The following is a 14,452-nucleotide window of genomic DNA, read 5'->3' as shown; positions in this document are numbered from 1 at the left end:
AGCGCTTCATCAGATTCGTGCGTAGCCATAGTCGGTTGACGCGCCGTTAAGCGATCTGTGGCAGACGACGTCGACGATGCGTATCCTTCATATCCTCGATCATGGCCTGCCGCTGCAAAGTGGCTACACGTTCCGCACCCGGGCGATCCTCAAGGCGCAGGAGGGGCTGGGGTGGACCGTCGCAGCCGTTACCGGCCCGCGGCACGGCGTGGCACCAGCGTCGGTGGAGTCGGTCGACGGGCTGACCTTTCACCGCACCGCGGCGGGGGTGAAGCCGGGTCCGGTCGGCGAGGTCGTCGGGATCGCGGCGTTCGCAAAGCGGATCGAGGCGGCGGTCGATGCCTTTAAGCCCGACATCCTCCACGCGCATTCGCCGGTGATCGATGCGCTCGCCGCGCTGATCGTCGCGCGCAAGCGGAAGCTGCCCTTGGTGTACGAGATCCGCGCGTTCTGGGAGGATGCTGCGGTCGGCAACGGGACGGGGACGGCGACGTCGCTGCGATACCGCGCGACGCGGGCGCTGGAGACCTGGGCCGTCAGGCGCGCGGACGCGGTGGCGGTGATCTGCGAAGGCCTGCGCAGCGATCTGGTCGCGCGGGGGATCGCGGCGGACAAGATCACGGTGTCGCCCAATGGCGTCGATCTCGACCTGTTCGGGACGGCGCCGCCGCGCGACGATGCGCTGGAGGCTGAGTTGGGGCTCGATGGCGCGGATGTCGTCGGGTTCATCGGCAGCTTTTACGATTACGAAGGGCTCGACGACCTGATCGCGGCGATGCCGGCTTTGGTAGCCAAGTTGCCCAAGGCGCGGCTGTTGATGGTCGGTGGCGGGCCGATGGAGGCGGCGTTGCGCGCGCAAGCGGCGGCATCGCCGGTGGCCGATGCGATCCGCTTCATCGGGCGCGTGCCGCATCAGGAGGTCGAGCGCTACTACGGGCTGGTCGACATCCTCGCTTATCCGCGCAAACGCATGCGGCTGACCGATCTGGTCACGCCGTTGAAGCCGCTTGAAGCGATGGCGCAGGGCCGGCTGGTGGCGGCATCGGATGTCGGCGGGCACCGCGAACTGATCCGCGACGGAGAGACGGGAACGCTGTTTCCGCCCGACGATCCGCAGGCGATCGCGACCGCGCTGGCGGGCATGTTCGCGGATCGGTCGGGTTGGGACGAGCGGCGGGCGCGGGGTCGCGCGTTCGTTAAGGATGAACGTAACTGGTCGTCAAACATTCGGCGCTATGATCCTCTTTATGGACGGCTGATCGCGGCCGCCGCACGGGAAAAACGATGATCGCGCTTGGCCGCCAACCCCTGATCCGCGCGCTGCCGCTTTATGGCGCGGTGGCCGGTGGGCTGCTCGCCGCCATCGGCGTGCTGGTGATCTCGAGCGACACGCTGGAGACTCTGGTGTGGACCACCGGCGTGGCCGCACTGGTGCCGGCCGCCGCGCCGCCGCTGGGGATGATTGCGCGCGTCCTTCTGGCGCTCGGCAGCGGGCTGCTGGTGGGCGCGTTGCTGTGGTCGTCGTTGTTCCTGCTGTTCGGGCCGGGCGGGTTTCTCGTCCGCCGTGCGCCGCGCGAAGATGGCGTGCCGGTGGTGCGCCGCGCCGATGCGCATCCGGATGCACCACCGCGTAAACCCATGTCGGCAGCGGATCTGGGCACGCCGATGATGGAACTGGGGATCGGTACCAACCGCGCGCGTGACGAGCGGACGATACCGGCCGATCTCGACCTGCCGCTCGCCGCGTTCGATCCGAAGGCGATCCTGCCGGTGCCGATGGAGCCGGTGCGCCCGGTCGCCCCGCTCGCACAGCCGATGATCGCGCCGGTGGTGGAGATGCCGCGCTCGGCGGAACCGGCGACGTTCGTGACCGCGCCTGCGCGCAAGCCGGTCGAGCGGCCGATCGAAGTTGCGTTGGAGGAGGATGCTCCCGAGCCGGTGCCCGAAACCATGCCCGACCCTACGCCCGAGATGATCGCGCCGACCCCGATTGCGCGACCCAGTCGCCCGCCCGCCGAGCCGGCCACGCCGCCGACGATCGAGGCACTGCTCCTGCGGCTCGAACAGGGCGCGCTGAAGCGGGGGCGTATCGGCTCGCACTAGGGTGTGACCGTCCAATCCTCCCCCGCCAGGGGGAGGTGTCGCCGAAGGTGACGGAGGGGGAGGGTACGGAGCAGATGTTTCGCTTGCCTCCCCCTCCGTCTGGCAGGAGCCAGCCACCTCCCCCTGGCGGGGGAGGATTGTTGGGGCGCTGCCGTACCCGACCCAATCGAAACCGCTGTTTCTCTCTCAATCCCTCTGATACCCATAGCTCGAAAAACATCGAGGAGGGATCATGGCGGGTGCGCAAACCATCGTGGATGAGCCGGAAAAAGGCGCGTCGCGCTACGCCTGGTACGTGCTGTCGATCCTGTTTCTCGTCTATGTGCTGAACTTCGTCGACCGGCAGATCATCTCGATCCTGGCGGAGGACATCAAGCGCGATCTGGGACTGAAGGACCAGGACCTCGGCTTCCTGTACGGCACTGCGTTCGGCGTGTTCTATTCGCTGTTCGGCATCCCGCTCGGGCGGCTCGCCGACAATTGGCACCGCGTGCGATTGATGACGATCGGGTTGTCGCTGTGGTCGGTGATGACCGCGCTGTCGGGTTTTTCGAAGACCGGCGGGCACCTCGCGGCGGCGCGGATCGGGGTCGGGATCGGCGAGGCGACCGCCAGCCCGTCCGCCTATTCGATCATCTCCGACTATTTCCCGAAGCGGCTGCGCGCGACCGCGTTGTCGATCTATTCGGCGGGGCTTTATGTCGGCGGCGGCTGTTCGTTGTTCATCGGCGGGCTGATCGTGCAGGGCTGGAACAAGGCCTATCCCGGTGGCGGACCGCTCGGCCTGGTCGGCTGGCAGGCGGCGTTCATGGCGGTCGGCGTGCCGGGGCTGTTGCTCGCGGTCTGGATCGCGACCTTGAAGGAGCCGATCCGGGGGCTCGTCGAGGGGCTGCCCGAGCCTGAGAAGCATCCCGCGCCGTTCCGGGCGTTCGGGGCGGAGCTGGTGACGATCGTGCCGCCGCTAACGCTGATCGGTGCGGCGATGGGCGGGGCGAAGGCGCTTGGCTATAATCTGCTGGCGCTCGCCGTGGTGGTCGCGGCGGTGTCGGGGCTGGTCGCGGCGGGCGAGCCGTGGCCGCAATGGGTGGCGATCGGGATCGGCGTGTATGCGGTGTTCTCGTGGGCGTCGGCATTAAAGCGCCGCGATCCGCCGACCTTCGCGCTGATCGTCGGGACGCCGGCATTCCTGTGCACGGTGGTCGCGTATGGGCTGAACGCGTTCCTGAGTTATGCGGCGAGTTTCTGGGCGGCGCCCTATGCGTTGCGTGAGCTTGGCGCGACGCCGTCGTCGGCGGGGTTCATGATCGGCAGCCTCGGCGCGACTGCGGGGTTTCTCGGGCTGACGATCGGTGGGGTGGTGTCGGATCGGTTGCGGCGGGGCAATCCGGCGGGGCGGCTTTGGGTGGTGATCTTCGGCGCGGTAGTGCCGGTGCCGTTCCTGGTGCTCGCCTTCACCGCGTCGTCGCCGACCGCGTTCTATACCGGGATCTTCCTGGCGCAGTTGACCGCGTCGTGCGCGCTGGGGGCGGCGGCGGCGACGACGCAGGATATGGTGTTGCCGCGTATGCGAGGGACGGCGACGGCGACGTTCTTCATCGGGACGACGCTGATCGGGCTGGCGCTCGGGCCGTATATGGCGGGGCGGGTGTCGACGCTAACCGGGAGCCTGTCGATCGGGATGCTGTCGTTGCTGCTGGTGACGCCGGTGACGTTGGCGTGTGCGGTTGCGGCGTACCGGTTGGCGCCTCGGGCGGAGGCTACACGGGAGGATCGCGCGAGGGCGGCTGGGGAGGTGGTCTGAGCTTTGCGATCCTCCCCCGCCAGGGGGAGGTGGCTGGCCCTTGCCAGACGGAGGGGGAGGAAAGAGAAACCTCTGTTGCGTGTCCTCCCCCTCCGTCACCTGCGGCGCCACCTCCCCCTGGCGGGGGAGGATCGAGCGGTTTGGTGGTCCGTGGCTTTCCGTTCGTGCTGAGCGAAGTCGCAGCACCTGCGCGCGGGGCTGGCCCTTCGACTTCGCTCAGGGCGAACGGGGAGGGGACAGGTTGGTGCGCGGGACCTGTGCTTCGATACGCGCCCTCGATACGCTTCTGCGAAGCTACTCGGTCGCTACTCGGCAAGAACGGGAAGGGTGTTACCCCGCCTGGAGCACCCCGCAGGCGATCCGCCCGCCGCTGTTGCCGGCCGGATCGGTCATCAGATCGTCCGGCCCCGCATGGACCACGAACGCTGAGCCGTCCGTGTCCATCAAGCCCGCCATCGTCGCGCCCGGGATCGTGATCCCGATCGTGCCGCGACCGTCGGTGCCGATGATCAAATTGGGCAAATCACCTTCGTGAGGCCCCTGTGGGTTCATGCTGCCGTGCTTCATGCCGGTCGGGTTCCAGTGGCCGCCCGCGGTCGTGAAGTCGGGGGCGTCGCAGCGGCCGACCATGTGGATGTGCGCGCCGTGCGTGCCGGGGGGCATCGCCTTGGCGTCGAGCGTGAAGCGGAGGCCACCCGCGACTTCGGTGGCGGTGGCGCGGCCGACGTCGGTGCCGGTCGCGGTCTGGAGCATGGCGGTGGCGCGCTGGCCGCCCGCAACCGGCGTGCCGGTGTCCATGCCGCTCTTATCGCAGGCGCTCAGGCCCATCGTCGCCGCGCCGAGCAGTGCCAGTGTCGCAGTCCGCATGTTGTCTCTCCCTGTTGATCTCTTGGCGAACCCTTCGCTGTCGCTCAGGTTCCACCCCCGGGTATCGAGCGCCGCGCGCGCGCGACGGGTTGGTACGTCGCGCCGGCGTGACCGGGATGGTCTTCGTACAGCATGAGAACGCATGACGGGAAGGGCGCGCTCGAGAGTGCGGCACGGGCAGCACCATCGCAAAGCCGACCCCGGCCGATTGGGATGTGTAGCAGGCAGCCGCGCGGTTCGGGCGGAATGGCCCGTAGCTGAACGTCGCTAACCTCTTACTCCGCCAGGCGAATGCAGCGACCTCCCCTGCGGGATATACCCGCGCCGATCCGTCCCAAATCAGGCCCCGCCGTCGCTTGATCTACATCTGTCATAAGATTGTCATCGTAAGGGCCGACTGCACCCCCATGGCTACCTCCACATTCGCACCCGACACGCTGATGGCTGATTCGAGCGCTCCATCGGCGCCGCGCACTGGTCCCAAGCTTGATCATTCGCTGCACCCGGCGGGGCGGTGGATCTTTCTGGCCGTCTTGATCGGCGGGCTTGCCTATGCCGGGTTCAGCATCGCGTTCGATACAGCCCAGGTCGGCGAGAGCCTGGCGGGCGGGGCGTTCGCGTTCCTCGCGCTCGCGCTGCTGATCGCGCTCGGGTTCGAGTTCGTGAACGGCTTCCACGATACCGCGAACGCGGTCGCCACCGTCATCTACACGCATTCGATGCCTGCGCCGCTTGCGGTCGTGTGGTCGGGGTTCTTCAACTTCCTCGGCGTGATGCTGTCGTCGGGCGCGGTGGCGTATTCGATCGTCACATTGTTGCCGGTCGACCTCATTCTCAACGTCGGCAGCGTCGGCGGGTTCGCAATGATCTTCGCGTTGCTGCTCGCGGCGATCGTGTGGAACCTCGCGACCTGGGCTGTCGGGCTGCCCAATTCGTCGAGCCATGCGCTGATCGGCTCGATCCTCGGTGTCGGTCTCGCCAACCAGCTCATGAACGGCGGCGCGGACGGCACATCCGGCGTCGATATGGCACAGGTCTGGAAGGTTCTTTCCGCGCTCGCGTTCAGCCCGATCGTCGGGTTCGTCGGCGCGCTGTTGCTGCTGCTCGTGATGAAGCGCTTCCTCCGCGACAAGGCGCTGTACGAGGCCCCCGAGGGCCAGACGCCGCCGCCGCGCGGCATCCGCGCGCTGCTGATCGGCACGTGCACCGCGGTCAGTTTCGCGCATGGCAGCAACGACGGGCAGAAGGGGATGGGGCTGATCATGCTCATCCTGATCGGCTGCGCGCCGACCGCCTATGCGCTCAACCGGACGATGCCCGAGAGCGCGACTCCGGCGTTCGTCCAGACCGCGCAGGCTGCGTCGGCGGCGTACCGCGCGCATGCCGATGGCGCACCGACCGACGTCGGCGCGGCGCGCGCGCAGGTCACGCAGGCGCTGAAGAGCAAGCATGTCGCGGACCCGGTCGTTTATGGCGCGCTGGCGACGTTGTCGGACGACGTGTCGAGCCGGATCGCGGGCTATGGCTCGCTCGGCAAGGTGCCCGCCGCGGCGACGCCGAACCTGCGCAACGACATGTATCTGGTGCTCGACACGACCAAGCTGATCGCCGCCGACAAGGCCGCGCAGGGTCGGTTTACCGCGCAGGAGATCACCACGCTCAAGAGCTATGATAGCGGGCTCGAGCAGGGCACGCGCTATATCCCGACCTGGGTGAAAGTCACCGTCGCGCTGGCGCTGGGCCTGGGCACGATGGTCGGGTGGAAGCGGATCGTCGTCACGGTGGGCGAGCGGATCGGCAAGACGCATCTGACCTATGGCATGGGCGCATCGGCCGAGCTGGTCGCGGCGTCGACCATCCTGCTGGCGGTGAACTTCGGGATGCCGGTGTCGACCACGCACATCCTGTCGTCGGGCGTTGCGGGTGCGAGCGTTGCCAATGGCGCCGGGCTGCAGCGGCGCACGGTGATGAACATGGCGCTGGCGTGGGTAATGACGCTGCCGGTGGCAATGCTGTTGTCGGGCGGGCTGTACTGGTTGCTGTTGATGCTGGCGCATACGCTGGGGTATTGAAACTACTCCCGTCATCCTGACGAAAGTCAGGATCCAGAGCCAAGCAAGGCAGCGCCCGTTACCCTGGATCCTGATTTTCGTCAGGATGACGGCGGTAAGTTGGGACGGGAACCCCCAGCCCGCCCTACGGGTTGCCGGGACCATGCGATTACGATGCTCGATCTGCGGCAACTGGGACTGGCTCCCGCGTGAGGACTGGTCCGAATGTAGCCACTGCCGCCTGATGGTGCGCGACGTGAGTGAGGTCGGCGAAGTGGCCCGCGACATCGTCGCCAGGCTCGAAAGCGGTGTCGTCGATCTGGAGCGCGAGCCTGCCGAGCGTTGGACGCTCGACCCGGCAGGATTGCGCAACGCGGCCTGGCGGTTCGGGTTCGAGGTCGAACCGACCGCCGACGCGCCAAACGCGATCCGCTTCCCGCACGACTACCGGCCTGCCCAGGCGGAGGCGGTCCCCGCGCAGACCGTGCCGCACGCCGTTGGCCTCGGCATCATTGCGCGTGCCGCCGACACCGCCGATCTCGTCGACATCGCAACATACTATCGCAGCGCGTTTGCCCGGATCGTCGTCCTCCTCGACGCTACGGCAGACGCTGCGCGCGAACTTGCTGCACGGCTTCCGTGGATCGAGGTCGCCCACCGCCCACTCGACGGCGATTTTGCTGCCCAGCGCAATCGGCTCCAGGACATGATGCAGACCTGCTGGGTATTGCAGATCGACACCGACGAACGCCCCGACGCCGCCTTGCTCGATGCGCTCGGCTGGCTGGTCGCGGCGGCGGATCGCGATGGGCTGCGTTCGCTGGGACTACCACGCCGCAACCTCGTCGACGGTGTGCAGTCTGCATCCTATCCGGACATCCAGTACCGCCTCAATCGCAGCGACATCCGTTTTGCCGGCCGGGTCCACGAACGCCCGGTCGTACCGTTCGTCGAGAGTTCGCTGGCGTTGGCCGGCGCGCTCGACCACCGGCTCGACGGCGAGCGGGTGCGCGAGCGGACGCGGATCTACGAAGCGATGTCGACCGGCGCGGGCAGGCCCGAGGACGAGGCGTTGCTGCTCGCCCCCTTCGATCCCGTAGCGGTGCGGTAGACCGCGATCGTCTGCGCGGCGAGCGTGTCGCGCGTAAACATCCCTGCGGCCCTGCGGCTCGCAGAGGCATAATGCGCGCGCAACACCGGGTCTTCGACCAGCCGCTGGATCTGCGTCGCGAGATCGTCCCCGGTGCAGGTCTTCGCGAGCAATCCGGCACCGCTCTTGCCAATGAACAGCCGCGCGCTAGGATCCTCCGCACAGGCGACGACCGGGCGCCCGAACATCATCGCCTCCTGATAGACCAGCCCGAAACTCTCGTACCGCGACGGCGCGACGATCACGTGCGCCGCCTCCATCAGGTCGTGCAACATGGCCTCGTCAACGCGGTGGTGGCAGGTCAACCGCGCACGCGCCGACGCCGGGATCGCACCGACGTCCTCCGCGCGTACGCCGACGATCGTCAGCCGGAAGTCGCCCATCCCGGCATCCGCGCGGCGCGACAGGATACGCAACGCCATGATCAGCGCGTCGAACCCCTTGCGGTGCTCGTCGCGGCCGACGAACAGCAGGTCGATCGGTTCGCCGAGCGGGTAGGTCGCCGCAGAGCCGCGCGCGACGATCTCGGGCGGCAGGCTGAGGCCGATCACCGCGTGCCGCGCGCCTTCGCCGGGGGCCGCGACGCCGTACAGAGCCGCGATCTTGTCGCCGTGAAGCTGCGTGTTCGAGATCAGCGCCTTGCTGAAGCGCGCGGCGATGCGTTCCGCCAGCATCGCCGCGCGCCGATCGAACCGGTCGCGCAGGCTCGTGACGGTTTCCGCCGAAGTTGCCGCCGGGGTGGAGTTGCGCGTCACCAGAGGTGCGGGGCCGGTAAGCGCGATCGCCAGACCGGGCGCGTACCAGTTGGTCGCCTCGACGATGTCGAACGGTGCGCGGCGGTGCTCGCGCGCAACCGCCCGGCGGAATATGAAAGGCGCCACGAGATGCCCGATCCCGGCGATCTTGCGCAGGCGCGCGGGCAGGGACCCTTCGCGCAAACCGCAGCCGAACACCGAAACCCGGCCGTCGCGGCTGTCTTCGCGCCTATCCATCGCAAATACTGTGACGTCATGACCCGCTTCTGCGAGCGACTGCGCAATCTCCCGCGCGGCGCGCGTAAGTCCGCTCTTTTCAGGGGGATACGCCCAGGTAAGTAGAGCAATCCTCACGATGCGTTGTCGCACGGCGACCGGCGTACCAAACAGAATGTATTAATCTGCGTCAATTCAAGGGTTTCGCGTTTCATCTGCCCGGAACTCGGCAACCCCGCGGGGGGTTCCTTGTGTGAATTCCAGATGAACGGGGGAAGGGTGTTCGTACTACATATCGCGTTACAGGGGTGTTTACGCGCAACCGACGTCGAATACGGACTCACCGCGGATACCGGGGGGCATATCCGCTATTTGCTCGATCTGGTCTCCGCCAGCGGTCGCAATCCGGTGATCGACCGCATGGAAATCGTGACCCGCGCCTTCCACCATATCGCCTATGCCGAATGCTATGCCGAACCGATCGAGACGATCGACGGCACCACGCGGATCGTCCGCCTGCCGACCGCATCGGATGCGTATCTGGTCAAGGAAGACCTGTGGACCGAGCATGACAGCCTGGTCGAGGCCCTGGTCGCGCATATCGCCACGCTCGACCGCACACCCGACGTCATGCACGCGCACTACGCCGATGCAGGGTTGGTCGCGGCGCGTGTCTCGGCGCGGACCGGCATTCCGTACGTGTTCACCGCGCACTCGCTGGGTCGGGTAAAGCTGGCCGCGTTCGATCGCGACTGTGCGGAGACTGCAGGGCTCGATCGCCGTATCGCGATCGAGGAAGAGACGATCGCCGGCGCCGCCGCGATCATTGCCTCCTCGCGCGACGAGGCCGAGGTCCAGTACGCCGATTATGCTGCCTATGATCCCGGTCGGATTCGCGTATTCGCGCCCGGCAGCGACCTGAAACAGTTTGCCAACTGCCGCACCGACGCACGCGTCGACGCGTTGATCGACCGGTTCCTCGACGACCCTTCCAAGCCGGTTATTCTCGCGATCGCGCGGCCTGTCACCAAGAAGAACCTCGCCGCGCTCGTTCACGCTTATGGCCGGTCGCCTGCGTTGCAGGCTGCGGCGAACCTCGTGATCCTGGCCGGGACGCGCGACGACAGCGCGACGCTCGAGCCCGAGATCCGCGACAACATCGCCGAACTGCTCCAGCTGATCGATCGCTACGACCTGTACGGCAAGGTCGCCTATCCCAAGCACCACCGCCCCGACGATATCGCTGCGGTGTATGCGCATGCCCGTACCCGACGCGGCATCTTCGTCAATCCGGCGCTCAACGAACCGTTCGGGCTCACCTTGCTCGAAGCGGCGGCCAGCGGGCTGCCGGTGGTTGCGACCGATAGCGGTGGTCCCAACGACATCGTCGAGACCTGCGGCAACGGTATCCTCGTCGACCCGCGCTCCTCGACCGCGATTACCGATGCGATCGTCAAGATCCTCGACGATCCCGCACTCTGGTCGCGCTATTCAGCGGCGGGGTCGGTCGCGATCCGGGCGTATGACTGGGACCGCCACGTACAGCTTTACGTGGGCCTGCTCGAGGAGGTCGTCGGCGCCTCCGCGGTTCCGCTCGCTGAGCGCGACCCGGCGTTGTTGCTGGTTTCGGACATCGACGGGACGCTGATCGGTTGCGCGCAAGGCGTCGGCGATTTCGCAGCGTGGCATGCGGCGCAGACTGAAGTTGCGTTCGCGATCGCCACCGGGCGCAGCTTTCACAGCGCGATGGCGGTGCTCGGCCAGCACGACGCGCCACGCCCCGAGATCCTGATTACGTCGGTCGGCTCGGAGATCTATTACCGGACGGTGCGCGGTGCGGTATACGACCGTGACACCGAATGGGACGGGATCATCGCTGCTGGATGGGATCGCGACGCGGTTGCCGCGCTGATCGGCCAACACGCCGGACTGACTCCGCAAAGCCCGCTCGAACAACGCCGGTTCAAGCTCAGCTATTTCGCTGACGGCGACGTGGCGGCGGCCGAACGCGTGCGCGCGCTACTGGCGGAACACGGCCATAGCTGCTCGATCATCCAGAGCCACGGCCGCTATCTCGACGTCCTACCGCACGCGGCATCGAAGGGGACGGCGGTCGAGCATGTCCGCCGCCGCCTCGGCCTCGAACCGCGTCAGGTGATCGTCGCGGGCGACAGCGGCAACGATATCGAGATGCTGCGCTCGTCGCGCCACGCGATCATCGTCGGCAATTATTCGGATGGCCTCGGCACGCGTGCCGACCTCGCGCATGGCTATGTCGCGGTCGGCCATCATGCGCGCGGGGTGATCGAAGGCGTGGCGTATTTCCGCGCCGCGGCCGAACAGTCGGAGTCGCTCACCGCGGCACGGAAGCAGGCCTCGTGAGCGTCAGCGTCCTCACGCTCGTCCGCGGGCGTCGCGCGCATTTGGCGAACCTGATTGCCGGGTTGAACGCGTCGCGGCGCAAGCCCGACGAACTGGTGATCGCCTATATGCAGCCAGCGGCGCATATCGATCTACCCTCGACCGGCTTTCCGATCCGGGAGGTGTTCGTATCAGGCGACGCGATGCCGCTTGCCGCGGCGCGCAATCGTGCGGCGGCGGCGGCATCAGGCAAGCAACTTATCTTCCTCGACGTCGATTGCGTGCCGTCACCGACCTTGGTCGAACGCTATGTCGAGACGGGATCGGAGCCAGGCGGCATTCGGTTGGGAGAGGTTCTGTATCTTCCCGCTGGCGCGATCACGGACAGTATCGATTTCGTTGCGCTTGACCGGATCGGCAAGCGCCACCCCGACAAGCCGCCGATCGCTCTCGACGAGATCCGTCCGACACCCACGCATGGCGAACTCTGGGGCTTGTCGTTTGGGATTTCCGCCGCGGACTGGACGCGAGCCGGGGGGATGGACGAACGCTATGTCGGCTATGGCGGGGAGGAGACGGACTTCGCCGCACGACTGGAGCGCGCGGGCGTCGCAATGTGGTGGGTTGGAGGCGCGCGCGCGTATCATCAGCACCACATCGTCCACACGCCGGCCTATCAGCATTTCGACGCGATCATCCGCAATGCGCGGTTGTTTCGGGCGACATGGGGGCGGTGGTGCATGCAATATTGGCTCGGGCAGTTCGCGGAGAATGGTCTGATCGCGTGGGATGCGGATGCGATCACGGTCTTGCGCCAGCCGACCGAGGCGGAAATGATTGCGTCGAAGATGCCACCGGAGACGCTGTTCAGCTGAGGCCGGGTGCCTACCCGACTTTACGCGTGTAGGTCGTGAATACTCTCTTTGCCGACATCAGCCTATGCTGCCTCTGCCTGTCCTGTTCCCGCTACGCATCTTCCGCTTTCCGGCATGTCCCCAATTTCGTTACCCCAGCGAGAGATGGAGTCGCCCGTGAGACGGCCGGCGGGAGCCCCATGATGAGATCCCAGCTTTCGCTGGGATGACGCGTGGAGCGAGGGCTAGAAGGCGTCTCACTTTCGATCCTCCCCCGCCGGGGGCGGGGCTGGAACGTGCTTACCCCGCGGCCCACAAAGAAACCGCCAGCCCTTCCAGATACTCAGCCGCCACTTTCGCCGCGTCGTCGTCGTAAAGTTCGGCTAGTGCCGCCGGATCGAGTGCCTTGGCCGCATCGAGGATCCCGCGCCATGGTGCCAGCGCGCCTGGCCACGCCGGAAGCGCAACCGCCGCACCCAGTTCCGCAAGTCGCTCTGCCTTGCGCGTCTGCTCACCGAAATACCGCCATTCGGGCGCGCAAACATAAGGCCGCCCAACGCGCGCGATCTCGTGCACCGTGTTGTCGCCCGCCGACGCGATCACCACGTCCGCCGCGGCGATGTGGTCGGTCACGCCCGGTACCCAGCCGAGCTCGACGAGATTGCCGAAATCGGTTTCGTGTCCCTCGCGGTGGACCGGCCCCAGCACCAGCCACAGCGCATCCGGCACCGCCCGCGCCGCCATCGTCAGCGGCGCATAGGGTGTGCCCGCGCCGCCGCCGCCGGTGAGTACGACGATAATCTCCTGGTTTGGATCAAGGCCGAGTTTCGCACGCGCTTCGGCCTTGGTCGGGACCGGATCGACGGTCGTGCATAGGCCGCCCGCGTAACACGTCTTCGCGCGAACCCAGTCGGGCGTGTCGCCCTGCTCGAGCGCTTCGCCGAACGGCGCGAGCAGGCCGACACTCGCCTGATAGGCGCCGAGATGCCCGGGATCGAGCCGGTCGCCGTGCATCCGGATGCTGATCGCCGGGACGCTGGCGATCCGCGCAAGCAACGCGATCTCTGCGGAGACGTCGACCACGAACAGCGCCGGATCGACGTCGTCGAGATGGTCGATGATCGTCCGCATCGTGGCCCGCGTCTTCGCCACCCCGAGCGGGACGCAGTGCATCACCTCGGGCGTGGCCTGTGCGAACAGCCCCGGGGTCGGCACGGGCGCGCCGATCATGTCGGGCAGCGCCGCGATCGCGATCGGCCGCTCGAACCCGTCGAACAGCGACGGCTTGGCGGTCAGGATCGTCACTGCGCGCTCGGGCGGCAGTTCGCGGATGATCGCCATCGCGCGGTTCGCATGGCCGCGGCCCTGGTGATGGATGAAGAACGTGATCGGCTGGCTCATGCCGATTGCTGTACCGGAGCCACGCGCGAAGGCGATTGATGTCGATCAGCATAGTCGGCGCTCAAGCCGAACGCCGCCTCGATCTCGGGATCGAGCCAGGTGGCGATATGCGCCGCATCCGCTGCTGCGAGATCGGGATAGGCTGTCGGCACATAGGGCGCGTAGCCTTGTCCCTTGTAGCTGGTGATCGGCACGAACTGTGGATGGTGCGCCAAGCCTGCTGCCGCCGCCAACGCGCTCACGAATGCCGCCGGATCGCGCGCGAACGCGTCATAGCCGAGCAGCGCGACGTTGTGCGCGCGGTTGGTCAGCGACGACCAATGGCGCAGCTTGGCGGTCCGCTTGGCAATGCAATTGGCAAAGCGTTCGCCGGTCTCGGGATCGCGTTCGTGCAGCATCTCGTCGCCATGCATCGGATGGCCGGGCTCGATATGCCCGAAATGATCGTCCCAATAACTATGCCAGTCGCTGCGGATGAACGCGTCGAAGGGCTTGGCCTTCAGCTCGGGGTGCGCATGCCAAGGCTGGCGGTGGAGACTGCGCGCCCAATCATACGCATCGCGCGCCACGACCAGCACCAGCGTATCCTTCACGAACAGCGTCTGCGGCGGTACGAACCAATGCTTGAACCCGAACGCCTCGGTGATCTCGACGCCGGGCATGTTCGCCTCGATCGCGCGCGTGACGAGGTTGGTCCCGCTGCACCGCTGGCCATAGATCTGGACGCGCGTGATCGGTACGTCGCCACGCCGCAGGATTCGCAGGCCCGGCAAGGGCTGCAACCAGTTCAAGGACTTGGCGGGCGATGGGGGCGATATCGACATGGCAGCATGCCGCTAGCCCCGCGTCGGGTAACGTACAATGACATCGTTTAGTCGCCGCGCGCGAATGCA

The 14,452-nt window shown here is 66.9% G+C and carries 11 protein-coding genes; 7 read left to right on the top strand and 4 right to left on the bottom strand.

The window, feature by feature from the left end:
* The first annotated feature begins 76 nt into the window (after nt 1-76).
* The 3 genes from C8J46_RS10720 to C8J46_RS10710 all read left to right on the top strand — a co-directional run bounded on the left by C8J46_RS10720 (nt 77) and on the right by C8J46_RS10710 (nt 3,904).
* Complete coding sequence (locus C8J46_RS10720) at nt 77-1,288, top strand: TIGR04063 family PEP-CTERM/XrtA system glycosyltransferase (protein WP_132738691.1); 1,212 nt, start codon at nt 77-79, stop codon at nt 1,286-1,288.
* A complete protein-coding gene (locus C8J46_RS10715; RefSeq protein WP_132738688.1) occupies nt 1,285-2,103 on the top strand; it encodes a hypothetical protein in 819 nt (272 codons plus the stop codon). Before C8J46_RS10720 ends, C8J46_RS10715 begins: the two co-directional genes overlap by 4 nt.
* Nucleotides 2,104-2,335: 232 nt before the next feature.
* On the top strand, nt 2,336-3,904 hold the full coding sequence (locus tag C8J46_RS10710) for an MFS transporter (protein ID WP_132738686.1): 1,569 nt from the start codon (nt 2,336-2,338) through the stop codon (nt 3,902-3,904).
* A 330-nt stretch (nt 3,905-4,234) separates the two neighbouring features.
* Here the strand turns inward: C8J46_RS10710 and C8J46_RS10705 are convergent, their stop codons facing one another.
* The gene (locus C8J46_RS10705; RefSeq protein ID WP_132738683.1) at nt 4,235-4,771 is read right to left on the bottom strand and encodes a superoxide dismutase family protein; all 537 of its coding nucleotides are present in this window, start codon (nt 4,769-4,771) and stop codon (nt 4,235-4,237) included.
* A gap of 440 nt (nt 4,772-5,211) precedes the next feature.
* Here C8J46_RS10705 and C8J46_RS10700 point away from each other — a divergent pair, with 440 nt between their 5' ends.
* Together C8J46_RS10700 and C8J46_RS10695 are read left to right on the top strand one after the other, a co-directional pair.
* Nucleotides 5,212-6,843 carry an inorganic phosphate transporter gene (locus C8J46_RS10700; RefSeq protein WP_132738681.1) on the top strand — a complete coding sequence of 544 codons (1,632 nt, stop codon included), beginning with the start codon at nt 5,212-5,214 and terminating at the stop codon, nt 6,841-6,843.
* Nucleotides 6,844-6,985: 142 nt separating this feature from the next.
* Complete coding sequence (locus C8J46_RS10695) at nt 6,986-7,933, top strand: hypothetical protein (protein WP_132738678.1); 948 nt, start codon at nt 6,986-6,988, stop codon at nt 7,931-7,933.
* Here the strand turns inward: C8J46_RS10695 and C8J46_RS10690 are convergent.
* Nucleotides 7,849-9,081, bottom strand: coding sequence for a glycosyltransferase family 4 protein (locus C8J46_RS10690; protein WP_132738675.1), 1,233 nt, complete (start codon nt 9,079-9,081; stop codon nt 7,849-7,851). The two genes, C8J46_RS10695 and C8J46_RS10690, sit on opposite strands and share 85 nt — an antisense overlap.
* 141 nt (nt 9,082-9,222) lie before the next feature.
* On the opposite strand from C8J46_RS10690, the gene C8J46_RS10685 reads away from it, so the two are divergent.
* Nucleotides 9,223-11,325, top strand: coding sequence for an HAD-IIB family hydrolase (locus C8J46_RS10685; RefSeq protein WP_132738672.1), 2,103 nt, complete (start codon nt 9,223-9,225; stop codon nt 11,323-11,325).
* A complete protein-coding gene (locus C8J46_RS10680; RefSeq protein ID WP_132738669.1) occupies nt 11,322-12,179 on the top strand; it encodes a galactosyltransferase-related protein in 858 nt (285 codons plus the stop codon). Before C8J46_RS10685 ends, C8J46_RS10680 begins: the two co-directional genes overlap by 4 nt.
* Before the next feature lie 279 nt (nt 12,180-12,458).
* On the opposite strand, the gene C8J46_RS10675 is transcribed toward C8J46_RS10680, so the two are convergent.
* Nucleotides 12,459-13,559, bottom strand: coding sequence for a glycosyltransferase (locus C8J46_RS10675; protein WP_132738666.1), 1,101 nt, complete (start codon nt 13,557-13,559; stop codon nt 12,459-12,461).
* Complete coding sequence (locus C8J46_RS10670) at nt 13,556-14,383, bottom strand: hypothetical protein (protein WP_132738663.1); 828 nt, start codon at nt 14,381-14,383, stop codon at nt 13,556-13,558. Before C8J46_RS10670 ends, C8J46_RS10675 begins: the two co-directional genes overlap by 4 nt.
* Nucleotides 14,384-14,452 lie beyond the last annotated feature (69 nt).

The organism is Sphingomonas sp. PP-F2F-A104-K0414 (assembly GCF_004340945.1).
GTDB lineage: Bacteria > Pseudomonadota > Alphaproteobacteria > Sphingomonadales > Sphingomonadaceae > Sphingomonas.
Note: the sequence above shows the minus strand (reverse complement) of the source record. Positions and strands in the feature narration are given on the sequence as shown.